A 21571-nucleotide genomic window follows, 5' to 3' on the forward strand; every position below is an offset into this window, starting at 1 on the left:
CGGCGCTGACGGGGTGCCGCCGCGCCCACCCGTGCCGCCCTGGGGGTACCTCCCAGGCCGTTCAGGCACTGGGGGAGGCACGACTGCCCGCGGTTACGGGGGCGGGGGTACGTAGACTGGTGCCCGTGAGCGACAACCCCGGCCAGAACGACCAGCCCGACCCCCTCGACTCCTTCGACGAGATCATCGACGCGGAGACCACCCGCGACCCCGACCTCGCCGTCATCGAGGCCGGCAGCCGCACTCTGCGCACCCAGGGCGGGCGCCCGCAGGCCGACGTCCCCGGGCGCCCGGAGGACCCCGAGGTGGACGCGGCGCTGCGCGGTGTCGAGACGGAGCTGGCGACCCGCTGGGGCGAGACCAAGCTGGAGCCGTCCGTCGCCAGGATCGCCGCGCTGATGGACGTACTGGGCGAGCCGCAGCGCTCGTACCCCTCCATCCACATCACCGGGACCAACGGCAAGACCTCCACCGCCCGCATGATCGAGGCGCTGCTCGGCGCCTTCGAGCTGCGCACCGGTCGGTACACCTCGCCGCACGTGCAGTCGATCACCGAGCGGATCAGCCTGGACGGGGCGCCGATCTCCGCCGAGCGGTTCGTCGAGACGTACCAGGACGTCAAGCCGTACGTGGAGATGGTCGACGCGCAGCAGGAGTACCGGCTGTCGTTCTTCGAGGTGCTCACCGGCATGGCGTACGCCGCCTTCGCCGACGCGCCCGTGGACGTGGCCGTCGTCGAGGTCGGGATGGGCGGTTCCTGGGACGCCACCAACGTCATCGACGCGGACGTCGCCGTCGTCACCCCCATCGACCTGGACCACACCGACCGGCTCGGCGGGACGCCCGGCGAGATCGCGGTCGAGAAGTCCGGGATCATCAAGCAGGACGCGACCGTGATCCTGGCCCAGCAGCCGGTGGACGCGGCGCAGGTGATGCTGAAGAAGGCCGTGGACGTCAACGCCACCGTGGCCCGCGAGGGGCTGGAGTTCGGCGTCGTCGCCCGCGAGGTCGCCGTCGGCGGTCAGCAGGTGACGCTGCGCGGGCTCGGCGGCGAGTACACCGAGGTCTACCTGCCGCTGCACGGCGCGCACCAGGCGCACAACGCGGCGGTCGCGCTGGCCGCCGTGGAGGCGTTCTTCGGCGTCGGCGCGCAGCGTCCCGAGCCGCTGGACGTCGACACCGTACGCCAGGCCTTCGCCTCGGTCGCCTCGCCGGGGCGGATGGAGGTCGTGCGGCGCTCGCCGACCGTGGTGCTGGACGCCGCGCACAACCCGGCCGGCGCCCGGGTCACCGCCGACGCGGTGGGGGAGGCCTTCCAGTTCAGCCGGCTCATCGGTGTGGTCGGCGCCAGCGCCGACAAGAACGTGCGGGGGCTGCTCGAAGCCTTCGAGCCGGTCTTCGCCGAGGTCGTCGTCACCCAGAACTCCAGCCACCGCGCGATGGACGCCGACGAGCTGGCCGCGGTCGCCGTCGAGGTGTTCGGCGAGGACCGCGTACAGGTCGAGCCGCGGCTGCCGGACGCCCTGGAGGCCGCGATCACGCTGGCCGAGGAGGAGGGCGAGTTCGCGGGCGGCGGTGTGCTCGTCACCGGTTCCGTCATCACCGTCGGCGAGGCCCGACTGCTCCTGAGGAGGGGCTGAGAAACCGTGCGTACGCTCTGTGCTTCGACGCTGATCGGCGAGTTCTTCGTGATCGGCTTCGCCGGCCTCGTCGCCATGAAGGACCCGGACCTGTCCATGGGGACGGTGTGGACGGTCAGCGGCATCGCGATGTTCCTGTGCGTCGCGCTGTGCGGGGTCATCACCCGCCCCGGCGGCGTCGTCCTCGGCTGGGCGCTGCAGGTCGCGCTGATCGCCTCCGGTCTCGTCGTGCCGACCATGTACTTCCTGGGCGCGATCTTCGCCGCCCTGTGGTGGGCCTCCGTGCACTACGGGCGGAAGATCGACGAGGCGAAGGCGAGGTTCGCCGCCCAGGCCGAGGCCTCCGCGCCGGACCCCGCCTGAAGGCGCAGGACCTCCACGGACGTGGTCGTCGAGGCGGCCGGACCCGGTATCCCTGACGCTGCGTGACAGGCGTCGCGACACGCCCGGTAACCTCAGTCATCACCCGCACGACCGCACATCTCGAACCTTTTCTAGGGAGCCCTCGTGACCCAGCGCAGCCTCGTCCTCCTCAAGCCCGACGCCGTCCGTCGTGGCCTGACCGGCGAGATCATCAGCCGTATCGAGCGCAAGGCCGGCTGGCAGATCACCGCGCTGGAACTGCGCACCCTGGACACCGAGACGCTGGAAGCCCACTACGGCGAGCACAAGGGCAAGCCCTTCTACGAGCCGCTGGTCGAGTTCATGGCGTCCGGCCCGGTCGTGGCGATGGTCGTCGAGGGCGAGCGGGTCATCGAGGGTGTGCGCGCGCTGGCCGGTCCGACCGACCCGATCGCCGCCGCGCCCGGCTCCATCCGGGGCGACTTCGGTGTGATCGTCCGCGAGAACCTGATCCACGCCTCCGACTCCGAGGAGTCCGCCGAGCGCGAGCTGAAGATCTTCTTCCCGGGCCGGGTCTGATCCTCGTTCGGGACACGCCGGGAACGCCTTTTTTCTGACGTCACGTCAGCCGAATGGACCGGGCGAAGCCGGGGCGGTCGCGTAAAAGCGACCGCCCTGTGGCATATGCGCGCCTGTTCGGGGGAACGGATGCCACCGCTGGCCCGTCTCCACGAGCGAGGCGGCGCGCCATCTGCTGACAATGGCGAAGACCCTCGCGCAGTGTTCGCGAAAGCGCGTCTACGATGGAAGCCTCCACGCGTCACTGCACCCACTTCGCCTACCTGAAAAGCCCTCAAAAGCTCCTGGGAAGGCCAGTCGAATCCTGATGGGGAACTCAATGTCGTTCATCGGCCGTGACATGGCTGTCGACCTCGGGACCGCCAACACGCTGGTGTACGTCAGGGGTCGCGGGATCGTACTCAACGAGCCGTCCGTCGTCGCGATCAACACCAACACCGGTGGCATCCTCGCGGTCGGCGCCGAAGCGAAGAAGATGATCGGGCGCACGCCCGGCAACATCGTTGCCGTGCGTCCGCTGAAGGACGGCGTCATCGCCGACTTCGAGATCACCGAGCGGATGCTCCGCTACTTCATCCTGAAGATCCACAAGCGGCGGTATCTGGCTCGGCCGCGGGTCGTCGTCTGTGTGCCCTCGGGCATCACCGGCGTCGAGCGCCGCGCCGTCATCGAGGCGTCGTCCCAGGCCGGCGCCCGACAGGTGCACATCATCGAGGAGCCCATGGCCGCGGCCATCGGCTCCGGCCTGCCGGTCCACGAGGCCACGGGCAACATGGTGGTGGACATCGGCGGCGGCACCACGGAGGTCGCGGTCATCTCGCTCGGCGGCATCGTCACCGCCCAGTCCATCCGCGTCGCGGGTGACGAGCTGGACAACGCGATCATCCAGCACGTGAAGAAGGAGTACAGCCTTCTGCTGGGTGAGCGCACGGCCGAACAGATCAAGATCACGATCGGTTCGGCGTACGACCTCGACTCCGACGAGCACACCGAAATCCGCGGCCGGGACCTCGTCTCCGGGCTGCCCAAGACCGTCGTCATCTCCGCCGCCGAAGTGCGCAAGGCGATCGAGGAGCCGGTCAACGCCATCGTCGACGCCGTCAAGACGACCCTCGACAAGTGTCCGCCGGAGCTGTCCGGCGACATCATGGACCGGGGCATCGTCCTGACCGGCGGCGGTGCGCTGCTGCGCGGGCTCGACGAACGGCTGCGCCGGGAGACCGGAATGCCGATCCACATCGCCGAGGACCCGCTCGACAGCGTCGCGCTCGGCAGCGGCAAGTGCGTCGAGGAGTTCGAGGCGCTCCAGCAGGTGCTGGACGCATCGCCCCGCAGATGACGTAACACTTCGGTTCCGCCGTACGAGACGATCTCCTCTCGTGCGGCGGATCGTTGATATAGAGGGTTGCGGCAGTGGATGTGCGTGAAGGACCCGATGCGCCGCACACGCCCGAAGTGCCGAATCACCCAATTCCTGAACACCGCCACGTACATTCCGAGATTCCCGGATTTCGACGAGGAAGGCACGGCCGCCGCACGTGAGGGACACGAAAGAGAGCCGGCTGCTCCTGGTACTGCTGATCGCCATCGCGTTCGCACTGATCACGGTGGACATCCGCGGTGGGGAGGACTCACCGGTCGACGGTGCCCGGCAGGCCGCGGCCACCGTCTTCGGTCCGATCGAGAACGGCGTGTCGTCCGCGGTCGACCCGGTCGGCAACGCCGTCTCCGCGATCCGCGACTCCGGCGACCGGCACGACCGGCTCGCACGGCTGGAGACGGAGAACGCGGCCCTGAAGGCGAAGCTCGGCAGCGACGAGCGCGGCCGCAGTCGGCTCAAGCAGTTCGACAAGATGCTCGGGCTCGCCGGAGCCGGGCAGTACGGCATCAAGGGCGCCCAGGTCATCGCCATAGGAGCGGCCCAGGGCTTCTCCTGGACCGTCACCATCGACGTCGGCGCCAACGACGGCATCGAGCGCGACATGACCGTCCTCAACGGCGACGGCCTCGTCGGACGCGTGACGACCGTCGGCCCGAACACCTCGACCGTGCTGCTCGCCAACGACCCGGACTTCACCGTCGGCACCCGGATGGAGTCCGGCGACGAACTCGGCTTCGCCTCCGGCCAGGGCAGCCGCCCCCTGCGCGTCGAACTCCTCAACGGCAAGGCCGACGTCAAGAAGGGCGACCGCCTCGTCACCTTCGGCTCCCAGGCCGACAAGCCGTTCGTGCCCGGCGTGCCCGTCGGCACCATCACCCGCATCGACCCCAACGGCGGCGACCTCACCCGCATCCTCGACGTCACGCCGTTCGTCAGCTTCACCAAGCTCGACATCGTCGGCGTCGTCGTCCAGGCCCCGGCGAAGGACCCGCGCGACGCGGTGCTCCCGGACAAGCCGAAGCCGGAGCCCACGCCGACCGTCACGGTGACCGTGACCCCGGGGGCCGACCCCGAGGGCCGGGCCCAGGACGGCGAGAACGACGCCACCGGTCAGAACGACGCCACCGGTCAGAACGACGCCACCGGTCAGAACGACGCGGCCGGGCAGAACGACGCCGGCGGTCAGAACGACCAGACCGACCAGCAGAACGAGCAGACCGAACCGTAGGAGCCCTCACCCCATGCGCGTCAACCGGATCCTGCTGTCCGTCGCCCTGGTCGTCGTCGCCCTGGTGATCCAGGTGAGCGTCCTCGCCCGCCTCCACCTGCCCGGCGCCGTCCCCGACCTGATGCTGCTCACCGTCCTCGGCCTCGCCCTGGTCTACGGCCACGTCGGCGGCGCCCTCGTCGGCTTCGGCGCCGGACTCCTCGCCGACCTCGCCCCGCCCGCCGACCACGCCGCCGGCCGCTACGCCCTCGTGCTCTGCGTCGTCGGCTACCTCGCCGGCCTCGCCAAGCCCGACAACGGACGGCTCCGCTCGGCCACCGGCCCCATGGTCGTCGTGGTCGCCGCCGCCGTCGGCACCACCCTGCTCTACGCGGGCGTCGGCGCCCTCGTCGGCGACACCGCCGCCCGCCACGTCGGCCTGCCCAGCCTGCTGTTCACGGCCGCCCTGTACGACCTGCTGCTCGCTCCGTTCGTCGTCCCCGGCGTCATGGCGCTCGCCCGCCGCGCCGACAACGACCCGCTGGCCGACACCAACTCCGCCGCCCAGAGCCCCGACATCTCCTCCGGCTGGCTCTCCGGCGGCACCGGCCTGCGCATCGGCAGACAGCGCAACGCGCTGCGGGTGAAGACGGCCCGCGCCCGCGTCGCCCGGGCCGGCCGCATCAAGGGGGTCAAGCGCCTGTGACGACGCGGCAGCACACCAGCAGCACAGCCATCGTGAGGGGGAGCCAGAACCTGTGACCGCCCACTCGTCGCCCACCGCCACCCTCGACCGGACGGGCTGCGCCCATGACTAACATCCCCGAGACCGGCCGCAGCAACCGCGTCCAGACCCGCCTCGTCGTCATCCAGGTCCTCGTCCTCTCCCTCCTCGCCACCCTCGGCGGCCGCCTCTGGTACCTCCAGATCCGCCAGGGCGACGAGTACGCCGCCGAGGCCTCCGGCAACCACGTCCAGCAGGTCGTCCAGCCCGCCACCCGCGGCTCGATCCTGGACGCCCGCGGCGTCGCCCTCGCCGACAACGAGACCCGGCTCGTCGTCTCCGCCTCCCGCACCGACCTGCTGAAGATGAAGGACGACGGCAAGGCCGTCCTCACCAAGCTCGCCGGCGTCCTCGGCATGAAGCCGCAGGACGTCATCGACAAGGTCAGGCTCTGCGACGCCGAGACCCCCCAGCCCTGCTGGAACGGTTCGCCCTACCAGCCCATCCCCGTCACCGACGAGGCCACCGTCAAGCAGGCCCTGCAGATCCGCGAGCGGGCCGAGGACTTCCCCGGCATCACCGCCGAACCCATGGCCGTACGCCGTTACGCGGCACCCGGCGGCTCCAACACCGCCCAGGTCCTCGGCTACCTCTCGCCGGTCACCGACGAGGAGCTGAAGAAGGCCGAGGACACCGACTCGCCCTACCTGCGCTCCGACCAGGTCGGCCGCTCCGGCCTGGAACGCCAGTACGACAAGGCGCTGCGCGGCAAGGCCGGCGTCACCCGCTACGAGGTCGACAACCTCGGCCGCGTCATCGGCAAGGCCGAGTCCGACCCCGGCACCCCCGGCGCCAACCTCGTCACCAGCATCGACGCCCGCGTCCAGCGCGTCGCCGAGTACGAGCTGAACGAGGCGATGAAGGCCGCCCGCAAGGAGATGGACCGCAACACCAACCGGCTCTACGAGGCCGACGCCGGCGCGGTCGTGGTGATGGAGGCCAAGACCGGCCGCGTCGTCGCCATGGCCTCCAACCCCGACTACGACCCCAACGCCTGGGTCGGCGGCATCTCCGCCAAGGACTACAAGAAGCTCACCGGCAAGGAGTCCAACTACCCGCTGCTCAACCGCGCCACCCAGGGCCAGGCGGCCCCCGGCTCCATCTTCAAGGTGGTCTCCTCGGCCGCCGCGGTCGAGGCCGGCTACGACTTCGACGGCAACTACGACTGCTCCAGCGCCTACAACGTCGGCGGCCAGGTCTTCAAGAACTTCGAGTCGGCCAACGAAGGCATGATCACCATCGGCCGCGCCCTGGAACTCTCCTGCGACACGGTCTTCTACCGCCTGGCCCACCAGGAGTGGAAGAAGGACGGCGGGATGAACCCCAAGGACCCCAACGACTACTTCTACAAGGCCGCCCACCAGTTCGGCCTCGGCGCCAAGACCGGCATCGACCTGCCCAACGAGGTCACCGGCCGGGTTCCCGACCGCCAGTGGAAGCAGGACTACTGGGAGGCCAACAAGGACGCCTGGTGCAAGTCCGGCAAGAAGGACGGCTCCTACGTCGAGAAGATCGCGTACGAGAACTGCCACAGCGGCAACAAGATGCGCGCCGGTGACTCCATCAACTACTCCATCGGCCAGGGCGACACGCTCGTCACCCCCATCCAGATGGCCACCATCTACGCGGCCATCTCCAACGGCGGCACCCTCTACGACCCGAGCATCGGCAAGGCGATCGTCAGCCCCGACGGCAAGAGCGTCCGCGAGATCGAGCCCACGGCCCACGGCAAGCTGCCCATAAGCAAGACCACGCTGGCCAAGATGGACGAGGCCCTCGCCGGCGTCGCCAGCCGCGGCACCGCCGCCTGGCGGTTCGCCCAGGTCGGCTGGCCGCAGGACAAGATCCCGATGCACGCCAAGACCGGTACCGCCGAGGTCTACGGCAAGCAGACCACCTCGTGGTTCGCGACGTACACCAAGGACTACTCGATCGTCATGACGATCTCCCAGGGCGGCACCGGCTCCGGCGCCTCGGGACCCGCCGTCCGCAACATCTACGACGCGCTGTACGGCGTCTCCGACGACGGCGACATCGACCCGAAGAAGGCCCTGCTGCCCAAGCCGCAGGCGAGCCTCCCGAAGATCAAGACGGACGGGACGATCCTCTCCCCGAAGATGCCCAAGGACGTCGTCAAGGAACTCCTGCCCGACGAGAAGGCCTCCCCGGACGAGGAGTACGCCCCCGTCGAGGAAGGGACCCAGCCGGCCACCACCCCCAACCAGAACGGGGAGAACCGCGACACCCGCCGCCACCGACGGCGAGGCGGCGCAGGCGGCGCACGGCGCGGCACCCGGCGCGGCGGCAACGGAAGAGGCCGGAGGGCACGCGCATGACCGGCAACAGCTTCCAGGTCTCCGGATACGGCCCCGACAAGGCCGGCTGGACCCGCCTCTTCGCCCGGGACTCCATGGCCAGGCGCCTCGACTGGCCGATACTGCTGGCCGCGATCGCCCTGTCCCTGATGGGCTCGCTGCTCGTCTACTCCGCGACCCGCAACCGCACCGAGCTCAACCAGGGCGACCAGTACTACTTCCTCACCCGGCACCTGCTGAACACCGGCATCGGGCTCGCCCTGATGGTCGCCACCGTCTGGCTCGGCCACCGCGCCCTGCGCACCGCCGTACCGGTCCTCTACGGCGCGTCCGTCTTCCTGATCCTGCTGGTGCTCACCCCGCTCGGCTCGACCATCAACGGTGCCCACTCCTGGATCAAGCTCCCCGGCGGCTTCTCGCTCCAGCCCTCGGAGTTCGTGAAGATCACGATCATCCTGGGCATGGCGATGCTGCTGGCCGCCCGCGTGGACGCCGGGGACCGGCCCCATCCCGACCACCGCACCGTGCTCCAGGCCCTGGGCCTGGCCACCGTGCCGATGCTCATCGTGATGCTCATGCCCGACCTCGGGTCGGTCATGGTCATGGTCATCATCGTGCTCGGCATCCTGCTCGCCTCCGGCGCCAGCAACCGCTGGATCTTCGGACTGCTCGGCGCCGGCACCGCCGGGGCGCTCGCCGTGTGGCAGCTCGGCATCCTGGACGACTACCAGATCGCCCGCTTCGCCGCCTTCGCCAACCCCGCCCTCGACCCCGCGGGCGTCGGCTACAACACCAACCAGGCCCGCATCGCCATCGGCTCCGGCGGGCTCACCGGCTCCGGCCTCTTCCACGGCTCGCAGACCACCGGCCGGTTCGTCCCCGAGCAGCAGACCGACTTCGTCTTCACCGTCGCCGGAGAGGAACTGGGCTTCCTCGGCGCCGGCCTCATCGTCGCCCTGCTCGGCGTGGTCCTCTGGCGCGCCTGCCGCATCGCCCGCAGCACCCCGGACCTGTACGGGACCGTCGTCGCCGCCGGGATCGTCGCGTGGTTCGCCTTCCAGACCTTCGAGAACATCGGCATGACCCTCGGCATCATGCCGGTCACCGGCCTGCCCCTGCCCTTCGTGTCCTACGGCGGCTCCTCCATGTTCGCCGTGTGGATAGCGGTCGGCCTGCTCCAGTCGATCACCGTGCAGAGACCGATGTCGGCGTAGCCCGGCACCCGGGGCGTGAGCGGTGGGGCGCCCGGGGGCCGCGCGGTAAGGGGGACCGGTCCGGCCGGGTTAGGCTGGATGGTCCCCCTTGTCAGCACACGAAGGTCCCGTGAGATGCCTGCCGAAGCCTCCCCGGCCGCCGAGTCCGTGTTTCCGCAGTTGGAAGCCCTGCTCCCGCACGTGCAGAAGCCGATCCAGTACGTCGGCGGAGAGCTGAACTCCACGGTCAAGGACTGGGAGTCCTGCGACGTCCGCTGGGCCCTGATGTACCCCGACGCCTACGAGGTCGGCCTGCCCAACCAGGGCGTCATGATCCTCTACGAGGTGCTCAACGAGCAGCAGGGCGTCCTCGCCGAGCGCACCTACAGCGTCTGGCCGGACCTCGAGGAGCTGATGCGGGAGCACTCCGTCCCGCAGTTCACCGTCGACAGCCACCGCCCCGTCGGCGCCTTCGACGTCTTCGGCCTCTCCTTCTCCACGGAGCTGGGCTACACCAACATGCTCACGGCCCTGGACCTGGCGGGCATCCCGCTGGAGGCGAAGGACCGCGGCATCGACGACCCGATCGTGCTGGCCGGCGGCCACGCGGCCTTCAACCCCGAGCCGATCGCCGACTTCATCGACTGCGCGGTCATCGGCGACGGCGAGCAGGCCGTCCTGGAGATCACCGCGATCATCCGCGCGTGGAAGGCCGAGGGCCGCCCGGGAGGCCGCGAGGAACTGCTCCTCCGCCTGTCCAGGACCGGCGGCGTCTACGTTCCCGCCTTCTACGACGTCGAGTACCTCCCCGACGGCCGCATCTCCCGAGTCGTCCCCAACCGCTCCGGCGTCCCGTGGCGGGTCAGCAAGCACACCGTCATGGACCTCGACGAGTGGCCCTACCCCAAGCAGCCCCTCGTCCCGCTCGCCGAGACCGTCCACGAGCGGATGTCCGTGGAGATCTTCCGCGGCTGCACCCGAGGCTGCCGCTTCTGCCAGGCCGGCATGATCACCCGTCCGGTGCGCGAGCGCTCCATCACCGGCATCGGCGAGATGGTCGACAAGGGCCTCAAGGCCACCGGCTTCGAAGAGGTCGGGCTCCTGTCCCTCTCCTCCGCCGACCACACGGAGATCGCCGACGTCGCCAAGGGCCTCGCCGACCGGTACGAGGAGGACAAGATCGGCCTGTCCCTCCCCTCCACCCGCGTGGACGCCTTCAACATCGACCTGGCCAACGAGCTGACCCGCAACGGCCGCCGTTCCGGCCTCACCTTCGCCCCCGAGGGCGGCTCCGAGCGCATCCGCAAGGTCATCAACAAGATGGTCTCGGAGGAGGACCTCATCCGGACCGTCGCGACGGCCTACGGCAACGGCTGGCGCCAGGTGAAGCTGTACTTCATGTGCGGCCTGCCCACGGAGACCGACGACGACGTCCTCCAGATCGCCGACATGGCCACCCGCGTCATCGCCAAGGGCCGCGAGGTCTCCGGCTCCGGCGACATCCGCTGCACGGTCTCCATCGGCGGCTTCGTCCCCAAGCCGCACACCCCCTTCCAGTGGGCGCCGCAGCTGTCGGCCGAGGAGACGGACGCCCGCCTCCAGAAGCTCCGCGACAAGATCCGCGGCGACAAGAAGTACGGCCGCTCCATCGGCTTCCGCTACCACGACGGCAAGCCCGGCATCGTCGAGGGCCTCCTCTCCCGCGGAGACCGCCGCCTCGGCGCCGTCATCCGCGCCGTCTACGACGACGGCGGCCGCTTCGACGGCTGGCGCGAGCACTTCTCCTACGACCGCTGGATGGCCTGCGCCGAAAAGGCCCTGGAGCCGACCGGCGTCGACGTCGACTGGTACACCACCCGCGAGCGCGGCTACGAGGAGGTCCTGCCCTGGGACCACCTGGACTCCGGCCTCGACAAGGAGTGGCTCTGGGAGGACTGGCAGGACGCCCTCGACGAGACCGAGGTCGACGACTGCCGCTGGACCCCGTGCTTCGACTGCGGGGTGTGCCCCGCGATGGACACCGAGATCCAGGTCGGCCCGACCGGCAAGAAGCTGCTGCCGCTGACCGTGGTCAAGTAGCGGCCGCCCGGCGTGACGCCGCGGGATCCGGAAGGGATCTCGCGGCGTCTTCATGTTCATGGTGGATCTGGAGAAGGCGCCCGCGGCGCGGCCGCAGGGGGAACCGGTGCGTCGATCGGACGCCGAGGGGTGTCTGGCCGTGGCGGTCCGGATTCCGGTGCGGATCGTCGTGCTGGTGCTGGTCGTGCCGGTGCGCATGGTGTGGGACGCGCTGGTCGTCGGGGGACGGTTCCTGCGGGACACGGTGCTGCGTCCCGTCGGGCGGGCGCTGGCGTGGCTCGGGCGGGCGGTCATCGTGTGGCCGCTGGTCGCGCTGTGGCGCCATGTCGTCGTGCCGCTCACCCGGGGCGTGGCCTGGCTGGGGAACGTGCTCCTCGTCGTGCCGGCGGTCTGGCTGTACCGGTGGGTGCTGACGCCTGCCGGGCACGCGCTCGCCCGGTTCCTCACGTGGGCGGGCGCGGTGCTCGCGGCGGCCGGGCGCGGGCTGTACGCCGGTCTGGCGTGGCTCGGGCGGTACCTGGTCGTCGTGCCGGGGGCGTGGTTGTACCGGTGGGTGCTGACCCCGGTGGGGCACGGGCTCGCCCGGTGCGGCAGGGCGCTGGCCTGGTGCGGCAGGCAGGTGGCGCGGGGTGTGGGGCTCGTCGTCACCGGTGTCGGGTTCGTTCTGTACTGGCTCGTCCGGGTGCTGCTGGTGCTGCCGGCCCTCGCCGTGTGGCGGTGGGTGCTCGCACCGGTCGGCCGGGCCCTCGCCGTCGTCGGACGGGAGGTGCGGGACGCCCTCGGGCACGCCTGGCGGATCGCCGGGCACGTCTCGCGTGCCGTCGGACGGTTCCTCGGCACGCTCCTGCGGTGGACCGTGGTGGAGCCGGTGCGGTGGGTGTACCGGAGCGTGCTGACCCCGGTGGGGCACGCCGTGCGGGACGCCGTGCTGCGTCCCCTCGCCGAGGCCGGGCGCGGCGCCGCGCGGGCGGCCCGGCAGGCGCTGGCCTCGGCCCGTCGCTCCGCCCGGCAGGCGCGTGCCGACGTGCGCCGGATGCTCTTCGGTGAGCCCGCCGAGCGGGAGCCGGTGGACCGGCGGGAACCATCCGGCGCCGAGGCACGTACTCTTGGTAGCAGTACGACCGCTCTCACGAAGGACTGAACGACACTGGGCAAGCGACAGCCCGTAGGCCCGCCGCCCGTTCCCGCGGTGCAGCGCATCCGACTGCGTTACACCAAGCGCGGCCGCCTCCGGTTCACCAGCCACCGTGACTTCCAGCGCGCCTTCGAGCGTGCGCTGCGCCGCGCCGCGGTGCCCATGGCGTACTCGGCGGGGTTCACCCCGCACCCGAAGGTGTCGTACGCCAATGCCGCACCCACCGGCACGGGCAGTGAGGCGGAGTATCTGGAGATCGCGCTCACCGAGGCGCGCGACCCGGAGCGGCTGCGGCTGCTCCTCGACGAGTCGCTGCCCGCCGGGCTCGACGTCGTCGACGCGGTCGAGGCCCGGACCTCCGGGCTCGCCGACCGGCTGACGGCCTCCGTGTGGGAGCTGCGGCTGGACGGGGTGGAGCCCGCCGAGGCCGACGCCGCCGTCGCGGCGTTCAACGCGGCCCCGGCGGTGGAGGTGCAGCGCCGTACGAAGAACGGCGTCCGCACCTTCGACACCCGCTCCGCCGTCGCACACCTCGAGAGCGTCACCACGCACGGCTCACCGGCTGATAGGCCGACCGACCGGCCCTGTGCGATACTGCGGCTGGTTGTTCGGCACGTGACGCCTGCCGTACGACCCGACGACGTCCTGTCCGGTCTTCGCGCCGTGGCCGACCTGGCGCCGCCGGTCCCCGCAGCGGTGACCAGGCTGGCGCAGGGGCTGTTCGATGAAGAGACCGGTGCGGTGACCGACCCGCTCGCGCCCGACCGCGAGGCGAAAGCGCCCGAGCCGCAACCGGCCGCCGCTTCCGCCGCCGCGAAGGCGCCGGCGTAAGGAAGGTTCCGCGTAGGGACGGACGTCGTAGCGCCGCCCTCGAACTCGGGAGCCACCTGGGTCGGGCAGCGCACCGACCACAAGACTTTCGCCAGGCCGTGCACGACAAGGGGTACGGAACCGGCGAGACAAGACACGGATGAGCTTCCGAGCGGCGCCCGCGCCCCGGACGGCGGCGACCGCGCACCGCGCGAGCCGCGGACGTCACCGGCGGTCGACATGTCGATGCCGGACCAGGCGCGGCGCCCGGGAGCCTGACGGGAGAAACCCCCGCATGCTCGAACCGACCGAACCCACCGGGTCCGCGACCAGCTCGACGGACACCGAGTCGAACACCCCCAGCGACACCCTGCCGCCGCGCCGCCGGCGCAGGGCCGCGTCCCGCCCGGCGGGCCCGCCGTCCGGCGCCTCCGAGGCGCCGGCGGAGACCGTCACGCCGGCCGAGCCGGCCCCCGCAGAGCCCGCCGAGGCCTCCGAGCCGGCTCCGGAGCCGGCCGCCCCCGCCCGGCCGCGGCGCCGTGCGGTGCGTCGCGCCTCCGCGCCCGCCGGGGCTCCCGCGTCGGCGGAGGCGGCCGAGACCGTCGTGCCCGCGGCCCCCGCCGCCGAGACGCCGGCCCCGGCCGAAGAGGCTGAAGAGGCGGAAGAGGCCGCACAGACCACCGAGACCGTCGAGGCGCCCGCCGAGAGTGCCGCGCCCAAGGGGCGTACCCGGCGGCGTGCCACGCGCAGCGTGACCTCGGCCGCCGAACCGAGCGCCGAGGCGGCCGCCGTGGTGGCTCCGGAGCCGGTCGAGGCGCCCGCGCCCGCCGCGGAGGAGACCCGGGGCGAGGCCGAGAGTGCCGCGCCCAAGGGGCGTACCCGGCGGCGTGCCACGCGCAGCGTGACCTCGGCCGCCGAACCGAGCGCCGAGGCGGCCGCCGTGGTGGCTCCGGAGCCGGTCGAGGCGCCCGCGCCCGCCGCGGAGGAGACCCAGGGGGAGGCCGAGAGCGCCGCGCCCAAGGGCCGGACCCGGCGGCGTGCCACGCGCCGCGTCTCCGCCCCGGCCGAGGCGCCCGTCGAGGCCGCCGCCGAAGCGGGCGAGCCCGAGGCCGCCGCCCCGACCGCCGCGACCCCCGAGCCCGCGAAGTCCGCGGAGCCGGCCGCTTCCGCCGCGCCGGCCGAGAGCGCCGAGTCCGGGGAGGACGCCGCGCCGCGTCGTGCGCGCCGCCGCTCCACCCGTAAGGCGGCCTCCGGTTTCGCCGCCCCGGCGCAGTCCGCCGCCGCGGCGTCCGACGAGGCGGACGCCCCCAAGCGCCCCTCGCGTCCCGCGGTCGCGGTGTTCCAGGCGCCCGTGTTCGCCGAGCCCCAGTTCCAGACGCCCGAGCGCGCCGCGGCCGAGGCCGCCGCCGAAGCGGCCGGTGCCGAGTCGGCGAAGCCGGCCGAGGAGAGCGCGGAGTCCCGCGAGGAGCAGTCCGCCGGCTCGCGCCGCCGCCGCAAGCGTCGGGGCGCCGCCGCCGAGGAGGCCGCCGAGGAGCGGGCCACGGCCGCCGACAACCGGGACGAGCCCGAGGCCGACGCCGACGCGAAGGGCGAGGAGGAGGCCGAGTCCGACGCGTCGGGCGACGACCACGACGACGCCGAGGGCTACGAGGAGTCCGGTTCGCGCCGTCGTCGTCGCCGGGGCGGCCGTCGCCGTCGCCGGGGTGACGCCGCGGACGGCGACCTGACGGATGGCGAGGTCGAGCAGACCGCCGCCGAGCAGGCCGCCGAGGACGCCGAGGACACCGCCGAGCAGGCGGAGGAGGACGCCGAGGACAGCGGCGAGGAGGCCGCCGGAGAGAGCGGTGGCTCCAGCAGCAGCCGTCGCCGTCGTCGCCGGCGCCGCCGGGCCGGGGACTCCTCCGGAGACGGCGAGTCGTCCGCCGACGACCCCGAGCGCACCGTCGTCAAGGTCCGCGAGCCGCGCCCGAAGCCCGAGCCGTCCGACGAGGTGCAGTCCATCAAGGGCTCGACCCGTCTGGAGGCCAAGAAGCAGCGCCGCCGCGAGGGCCGCGAGCAGGGCCGCCGCCGTGTGCCGATCATCACCGAGGCGGAGTTCCTGGCCCGCCGTGAGGCCGTCGAGCGGGTCATGGTCGTCCGCCAGCACGGCGAGCGCACCCAGATCGGCGTCCTGGAGGACGGGGTGCTCGTCGAGCACTACGTCAACAAGGAGCAGGCCACCTCGTACGTCGGCAACGTCTACCTCGGCAAGGTGCAGAACGTGCTGCCGTCGATGGAGGCCGCCTTCATCGACATCGGCAAGGGCCGCAACGCCGTCCTGTACGCCGGCGAGGTCAACTTCGAGGCGCTGGGAATGGCCAACGGCCCGCGCCGCATCGAGTCCGCCCTCAAGTCCGGCCAGTCGGTCCTCGTGCAGGTCACCAAGGACCCGATCGGCCACAAGGGCGCCCGCCTGACCAGCCAGGTCTCGCTGCCCGGCCGCTACCTGGTCTACGTGCCCGAGGGCTCGATGACCGGAATCAGCCGCAAGCTGCCCGACACCGAGCGCTCCCGCCTCAAGACGATCCTGAAGAAGATCGTCCCCGAGGACGCGGGCGTCATCGTGCGCACCGCCGCCGAGGGCGCCAGCGAGGACGAGCTGCGCCGCGACGTCGAGCGGCTCCAGGCGCAGTGGGAGGACATCCAGAAGAAGGCCAAGGGCGGCAGCTCCAGCGCGCCCACGCTGCTGTACGGCGAGCCGGACATGACCGTCCGGGTCGTGCGGGACATCTTCAACGAGGACTTCTCCAAGGTCGTCGTCAGCGGTGACGACGCCTGGCAGACCATCCACGGCTACGTGTCCCACGTGGCGCCGGACCTCGCCGAGCGGCTGTCCAAGTGGACGAGCGAGGTCGACGTCTTCGCCACGTACCGGATCGACGAGCAGCTCGCCAAGGCGCTGGACCGCAAGGTCTGGCTGCCCAGCGGCGGTTCGCTGGTGATCGACCGGACCGAGGCGATGGTCGTCATCGACGTCAACACCGGCAAGTTCACCGGTCAGGGCGGCAACCTCGAGGAGACGGTCACCAGGAACAACCTGGAGGCGGCCGAGGAGATCGTGCGCCAGCTCAGGCTGCGCGACCTCGGCGGCATCATCGTCATCGACTTCATCGACATGGTGCTGGAGTCCAACCGGGACCTGGTGCTGCGGCGCCTGCTGGAGTGCCTGGGCCGGGACCGGACCAAGCACCAGGTCGCCGAGGTGACCTCGCTTGGCCTGGTCCAGATGACCCGCAAGCGGGTCGGCCAGGGCCTGCTGGAGTCGTTCTCGGAGACCTGCGTCCACTGCAACGGCCGCGGTGTCATCGTCCACCTCGACCAGCCGTCCGCGGCCGGTGGCGGTGGCGGTGGCAAGCGCCGCAAGCGGGCGCGGGCCGGGGCCGACCAGCCGCACGAGCACGAGGCCGTCGCCGGGGCCGAGACCGGCCCGACGGCGGAGCAGGAGGCGGAGACCGAGTCCGAGGCCGAGGTGGCCGCCGAGGTGGCCGAGCCGGTCGCGCTCCCGGCGCCCGACTTCAGCGCGGACGAGGAGCTGTACAGCAGCGCCGCCGAGGCCGAGGCCGCCGCCACGCGCGGTCGGGGCCGGCGTCGCGCGAGCCGTCGGGCGTCCGCCCCGGCGGGCGCGCCCAGGGCCGCGAGGACCGACGCGGCGCAGACCGGGACGGCGCAGGCCGAGGAGGCCGCGAAGGCCGAGACCGCGCCCGCCGAGGTCCCGACCGCGCAGGACGTCACGGTGCGGGAAGAGGTCGAGCGTCCCGTGCGGCGGGAGCCCGCCGCCGAGGTGCTGGCCGAGCCCGCCGCCGTCGAGGACGCCGTCTCCGGCGCCCCCGCCCCGGCTCCGGCCGAGTCCCCGGCGCCCGCCTCGGACGAGGCCGCGCCCAAGGGCCGTACCCGCCGCCGGGCCACCCGGAAGGTGTCCGCACCGGCCGGTTCGCCCGAGGGTGCGGAGGCCGCCGTCCTGACGGTCCCGGAGACTGCCGGCACGGTGGCCGAGCAGCCCGCCGAGCCCGAGCGGGCGCCGGAGGCCCCGGCCGCCGGCGAGGCGGCCGAGAGCGCCGCCCCGGCCCGTCCGCGGCGCCGCGCGGTGCGCAAGCCCACCACCTCCACCGCGTCCGAGGAGGCGGCCGTCGTGGTCGTCCCGTCGGCCACGGCGGAGGAGGCGCCGCAGGCTCAGCCCGAGGCCGACGAGGCGGCTCCGGCCAAGAAGGCGGCGGCCCGCAAGACGGCCAAGAAGGCGACGGCGAAGAAGGCCGCCACCAAGAAGACGGCGGCCAAGAAGACGACGACCGCCAAGAAGGCCACCGCCAAGAAGGCGGCCAAGACGACGACCGCCAAGAAGGCCACGGCCAAGAAGACGGCGTCGAAGAAGACCGCGGCGGCCGCCCAGCAGGCACCGTCCTCGGTCACGGCCGCCACCGACGAGGGCTGACCCGGTGCCCGCCTGATCCGGCACCTGTCGCAAAACGTGTGGCCCCGTCCGTTCGGATTCCGTTCGGACGGGGCCGCACGTTTCCCCGGACGTTCCCGGGCGCATCATCAACGACAGGCCCCCGCCCGCGAGGAGAGAAGACCACGTGCCGGTACTGACGAGGCTCATCCCCTCGCCGCTCGTCGTGGACGTCCGGCCGGGCGCCCTGGACGACCTGGCGAGCGTCCTCGCGGACCAGCGGATCTCGCAGTCCGGGATGCTGGCCGTGGCGATCAGCGACGGCTCGGGGGCGCGGCTGCGCAGGAGGCTGGAGCCGTCCCTGCCCGGCGCCGACTGGTTCGAGGTCGGCGGCGGCACCATCGACGACGCGGTGCGGCTGGCCGACGGCATGAAGTCGGGGCGCTACGACGCGGTCGTCGGCCTCGGCGGCGGCAAGGTCATCGACTGCGCCAAGTTCGCCGCGGCCCGTGTGGGCCTGCCCATGGTCGCGGTGGCCACCAACCTGTCCCACGACGGCATCTGCTCGCCGGTCTCGATCCTCGACAACGACGCGGGCCGCGGTTCCTACGGCGTGCCGACGCCCATCGCGCTCGTCGTGGACCTCGCGGTGATCCGGGAGGCGCCGATCCGCTTCGTGCGCTCCGGCATCGGCGACGCCGTCTCCAACGTCTCCGCCGTCGCCGACTGGGAGCTGGCCCACCGGGTGAACGGCGAGAAGGTCGACGGCCTCGCCGCCGCCCTCGCCCGGCAGGCCGGTGAGGCCGTGCTGCGCCACCCGGGCGGCTGCGGCGACGACGGGTTCCTGACCGTGCTGACCGAGGGTCTGGTGCTGTCCGGCATCGCCATGACCATCGCCGGGCACACCCGCCCCTCTTCCGGGGCCTGCCACGAGATCAGCCACGCCCTCGACCTGCTGTACCCCGGGCGTGCGGCCAGCCACGGCGAGCAGGTGGGCATCGGCGCCGCCTTCGCGACGTATCTGCGCGGCGACCGGGAGGGCTCCCTGCTGATGGCGGACACGCTGCGCCGGCACGGGCTGCCGGTGACGGCCCGGGAGATCGGGTTCGGCGACGAGGAGTTCGTACGGGCCGTGGGGTTCGCGCCGCAGACCCGGCCCGGCCGGTACACCATCCTGGAGCACCTCGAGCTGTCGCCCGCGCGGGCGGGGGAGGCGTACGGCGAGTACGTCGCGGCGGTCTCCGGCTGACCGCCGGCGGCCCCGGTCGCGGGCCCCGGGGGCCCGGTTTGACCCCTGTCGTGCGGCCCCGTAATCTTGACCGTCGGCGTGTCGACTGGCGCGTCACATCCCCGTAAACCTCTTTCCTTCCGGGTGTGCCCTCGCGGGCTGCGGCCGGGAGAGGCCGTCCGTGTGTCACCGGGCGGCTGGACTGCGGGGGTGCCGTCCCGAGCGAGAGAGTGAGATCCGCGTGTACGCCATCGTGCGCAGCGGTGGTCGCCAGCACAAGGTTGCTGTCGGCGACATCGTTGAGGTTGACAAGATTTCCACCGCCAAGGTCGGCGACACGGTCGAGCTCTCGACCCTGCTCGTCGTCGACGGCGACGCTGTGACCAGCGACCCGTGGGTGCTGGCCGGCATCAAGGTCCAGGCCGAGGTCGTGGACCACCACAAGGGCCAGAAGATCGACATTCTGCGCTACAAGAACAAGACCGGCTACCGCCGTCGTCAGGGCCACCGCCAGCAGTACACGGCGATCAAGGTCACTGAGATCCCCGCGGCTGCGAAGTAAGGGACTGAGGAGACATGGCACACAAGAAGGGCGCATCGTCCACCCGGAACGGTCGCGACTCGAATGCCCAGCGGCTCGGCGTGAAGCGCTTCGGCGGTCAGGCCGTCAACGCGGGTGAGATCCTGGTCCGCCAGCGTGGCACCCACTTCCACCCGGGCGCCGGCGTCGGCCGTGGCGGCGACGACACGCTGTTCGCCCTGCAGGCCGGTGCGGTGCAGTTCGGCACCCACCGCGGCCGCAAGGTCGTGAACATCGTCCCGGTCGCCTGACCGGACACTTTCGCGAGGCGGGCCTCACTTCCCCGAGGGGAAGCGGGTCCGCCTTTCGCGTGTTAACCAAGAGACATTCCCGCAGTAGGCAGTAACTGGAGGCACATCCCATGACCACCTTCGTGGACCGCGTCGAACTGCACGTCGCCGCGGGTAACGGAGGCCACGGCTGTGCCTCCGTCCACCGTGAGAAGTTCAAGCCGCTCGGCGGCCCGGACGGCGGCAACGGCGGCCGGGGCGGCGACGTGATCCTCACCGTGGACCAGTCGGTGACCACGCTCCTCGACTACCACCACTCCCCGCACCGCAAGGCCACCAACGGCAAGCCCGGCGAGGGCGGCAACCGCTCCGGCAAGGACGGCCAGGACCTGGTCCTGCCCGTGCCCGACGGCACCGTCGTCCTCGACAAGGCGGGCAACGTGCTCGCCGACCTCGTCGGCCACGGCACCTCCTACGTCGCCGCACAGGGCGGCCGGGGCGGCCTCGGCAACGCGGCGCTGGCCTCCGCACGCCGCAAGGCGCCCGGCTTCGCGCTGCTCGGCGAGCCCGGCGACCTCCAGGACGTCCAGCTGGAGCTGAAGACCGTCGCCGACGTGGCGCTGGTCGGCTACCCGAGCGCCGGCAAGTCCTCGCTGATCTCCGTGCTGAGCGCGGCCAAGCCGAAGATCGCCGACTACCCCTTCACGACGCTCGTCCCGAACCTGGGCGTGGTGACGGCCGGCGAGACCGTCTACACCGTCGCCGACGTCCCCGGCCTCATCCCGGGCGCCAGCCAGGGCAAGGGCCTGGGCCTGGAGTTCCTGCGGCACGTGGAGCGGTGCAGCGTGCTGGTGCACGTCCTGGACACGGCGACGCTGGAGTCCGAGCGCGACCCGCTGTCCGACCTGGACGTCATCGAGGCCGAACTGCGCGAGTACGGCGGCCTGGACAACCGGCCGCGGATCGTCGTCCTCAACAAGATCGACGTGCCCGACGGCAGGGACCTCGCCGAGATGGTCCGGCCGGACCTGGAGGCGCGCGGCTACCGGGTCTTCGAGGTGTCCGCGGTGGCCCACATGGGCCTCAGGGAGCTGTCCTTTGCGCTGGCCGAACTGGTCGCCAAGGCGCGTGCCGCCCGGCCCAAGGAGGAGGCGACGCGCATCGTCATCCGGCCCAAGGCCGTGGACGACGCCGGCTTCACCGTCACCCGCGAGGAGGACGGCCTGTTCCGGGTGCGCGGCGAGAAGCCCGAACGCTGGGTGCGCCAGACCGACTTCAACAACGACGAGGCCGTCGGCTACCTCGCCGACCGGCTCAACCGCCTCGGTGTCGAGGAGCGGTTGGTGAAGGCGGGCGCCCGCAGCGGCGACGGCGTCGCCATCGGCCCCGAGGACAACGCGGTCGTCTTCGACTGGGAGCCCTCGATGTCGGCCGGCGCCGAGATGCTCGGCCGCCGTGGCGAGGACCACCGCTTCGAGGCACCCCGCCCGGCCGCGCAGCGCCGCCGGGACCGGGAGGCCGAACGGGACGAGGCCGACCAGGGGTACGAGGGATTCGACCCCTTCGCATCGTAGTGGGGCTTCGCAGTGGACTCGCGGGGTGTGGTCGCGCGGGAGAGGGCTGAAGACGGTGGCCCGTAGAG

The 21571-nt window shown here is 72.0% G+C and carries 16 protein-coding genes; all 16 read left to right on the plus strand.

All coding sequences use genetic code 11. From position 1 onward, the window contains the following. The first annotated feature begins 125 nt into the window (after positions 1-125). The 16 genes from folC to obgE all read left to right on the plus strand — a co-directional run bounded on the left by folC (position 126) and on the right by obgE (position 21503). Positions 126-1640 carry a bifunctional tetrahydrofolate synthase/dihydrofolate synthase gene (folC, locus tag NI25_RS26075; RefSeq protein ID WP_061447101.1) on the plus strand — a complete coding sequence of 505 codons (1515 nt, stop codon included), beginning with the start codon at positions 126-128 and terminating at the stop codon, positions 1638-1640. A 6-nt stretch (positions 1641-1646) separates the two neighbouring features. Beyond that, a complete protein-coding gene (locus NI25_RS26080; RefSeq protein ID WP_061444772.1) occupies positions 1647-2003 on the plus strand; it encodes a DUF4233 domain-containing protein in 357 nt (118 codons plus the stop codon). 144 nt (positions 2004-2147) lie between these two features. After that, positions 2148-2561: a nucleoside-diphosphate kinase gene (gene ndk, locus NI25_RS26085; RefSeq protein ID WP_061444773.1), complete on the plus strand. Its 414-nt coding sequence runs from the start codon at positions 2148-2150 to the stop codon at positions 2559-2561. Between the two features lie 319 nt (positions 2562-2880). Further along, positions 2881-3900: a rod shape-determining protein gene (locus NI25_RS26090; RefSeq protein ID WP_007449816.1), complete on the plus strand. Its 1020-nt coding sequence runs from the start codon at positions 2881-2883 to the stop codon at positions 3898-3900. A 199-nt stretch (positions 3901-4099) separates the two neighbouring features. After that, the gene (gene mreC / locus NI25_RS26095; RefSeq protein WP_061444774.1) at positions 4100-5170 is read left to right on the plus strand and encodes a rod shape-determining protein MreC; all 1071 of its coding nucleotides are present in this window, start codon (positions 4100-4102) and stop codon (positions 5168-5170) included. A gap of 13 nt (positions 5171-5183) precedes the next feature. Next, positions 5184-5855, plus strand: a complete 672-nt coding sequence (gene mreD, locus NI25_RS26100; RefSeq protein WP_061444775.1) for a rod shape-determining protein MreD — start codon at positions 5184-5186, stop codon at positions 5853-5855. Positions 5856-5959: 104 nt separating this feature from the next. Beyond that, entirely contained in the window at positions 5960-8269 is a 2310-nt protein-coding gene (gene mrdA, locus NI25_RS26105; RefSeq protein ID WP_061444776.1) for a penicillin-binding protein 2, read from the plus strand. Then, positions 8266-9462 (plus strand): rod shape-determining protein RodA, encoded by a 1197-nt coding sequence (gene rodA, locus NI25_RS26110; RefSeq protein ID WP_061444777.1) that lies wholly within the window; start codon positions 8266-8268, stop codon positions 9460-9462. The genes mrdA and rodA overlap by 4 nt, the downstream gene beginning before the upstream one ends. Positions 9463-9576: 114 nt before the next feature. Beyond that, a complete protein-coding gene (locus NI25_RS26115; RefSeq protein WP_061444778.1) occupies positions 9577-11520 on the plus strand; it encodes a TIGR03960 family B12-binding radical SAM protein in 1944 nt (647 codons plus the stop codon). A gap of 52 nt (positions 11521-11572) precedes the next feature. Then, positions 11573-12661, plus strand: coding sequence for a hypothetical protein (locus NI25_RS26120; RefSeq protein WP_061444779.1), 1089 nt, complete (start codon positions 11573-11575; stop codon positions 12659-12661). Between the two features lie 48 nt (positions 12662-12709). Continuing rightward, complete coding sequence (locus NI25_RS26125) at positions 12710-13486, plus strand: TIGR03936 family radical SAM-associated protein (protein WP_061444780.1); 777 nt, start codon at positions 12710-12712, stop codon at positions 13484-13486. 274 nt (positions 13487-13760) lie between these two features. Beyond that, positions 13761-17933 (plus strand): Rne/Rng family ribonuclease, encoded by a 4173-nt coding sequence (locus tag NI25_RS26130; RefSeq protein WP_061444781.1) that lies wholly within the window; start codon positions 13761-13763, stop codon positions 17931-17933. 145 nt (positions 17934-18078) lie between these two features. Further along, complete coding sequence (locus tag NI25_RS26135) at positions 18079-19140, plus strand: iron-containing alcohol dehydrogenase family protein (protein WP_061444782.1); 1062 nt, start codon at positions 18079-18081, stop codon at positions 19138-19140. A 220-nt stretch (positions 19141-19360) separates the two neighbouring features. Next, on the plus strand, positions 19361-19681 hold the full coding sequence (gene rplU, locus NI25_RS26140) for a 50S ribosomal protein L21 (RefSeq protein WP_004931419.1): 321 nt from the start codon (positions 19361-19363) through the stop codon (positions 19679-19681). Between the two features lie 14 nt (positions 19682-19695). Beyond that, entirely contained in the window at positions 19696-19950 is a 255-nt protein-coding gene (rpmA, locus tag NI25_RS26145; RefSeq protein WP_003976205.1) for a 50S ribosomal protein L27, read from the plus strand. Between the two features lie 110 nt (positions 19951-20060). Next, the gene (obgE, locus tag NI25_RS26150) at positions 20061-21503 is read left to right on the plus strand and encodes a GTPase ObgE (RefSeq protein WP_061444783.1); all 1443 of its coding nucleotides are present in this window, start codon (positions 20061-20063) and stop codon (positions 21501-21503) included. Positions 21504-21571: the final 68 nt, after the last annotated feature.

The sequence above is a fragment of the Streptomyces sp. CCM_MD2014 genome (assembly GCF_000772045.1).
Lineage (GTDB): Bacteria > Actinomycetota > Actinomycetes > Streptomycetales > Streptomycetaceae > Streptomyces > Streptomyces salinarius.

Excerpts from the sequence above, each read along its gene's own strand:
- NI25_RS26090 (WP_007449816.1), top strand. The coding sequence starts at position 2,881 with ATGTCGTTCATCGGCCGTGACATGGCTGTCGACCTCGGGACCGCCAAC.
- mreD (WP_061444775.1), top strand. The coding sequence starts at position 5,184 with ATGCGCGTCAACCGGATCCTGCTGTCCGTCGCCCTGGTCGTCGTCGCC.
- mrdA (WP_061444776.1), top strand. The coding sequence starts at position 5,960 with ATGACTAACATCCCCGAGACCGGCCGCAGCAACCGCGTCCAGACCCGC.
- rodA (WP_061444777.1), top strand. The coding sequence starts at position 8,266 with ATGACCGGCAACAGCTTCCAGGTCTCCGGATACGGCCCCGACAAGGCC.
- NI25_RS26115 (WP_061444778.1), top strand. The coding sequence starts at position 9,577 with ATGCCTGCCGAAGCCTCCCCGGCCGCCGAGTCCGTGTTTCCGCAGTTG.
- NI25_RS26120 (WP_061444779.1), top strand. The coding sequence starts at position 11,573 with ATGTTCATGGTGGATCTGGAGAAGGCGCCCGCGGCGCGGCCGCAGGGG.
- NI25_RS26130 (WP_061444781.1), top strand. The coding sequence starts at position 13,761 with ATGCTCGAACCGACCGAACCCACCGGGTCCGCGACCAGCTCGACGGAC.
- rpmA (WP_003976205.1), top strand. The coding sequence starts at position 19,696 with ATGGCACACAAGAAGGGCGCATCGTCCACCCGGAACGGTCGCGACTCG.
- obgE (WP_061444783.1), top strand. The coding sequence starts at position 20,061 with ATGACCACCTTCGTGGACCGCGTCGAACTGCACGTCGCCGCGGGTAAC.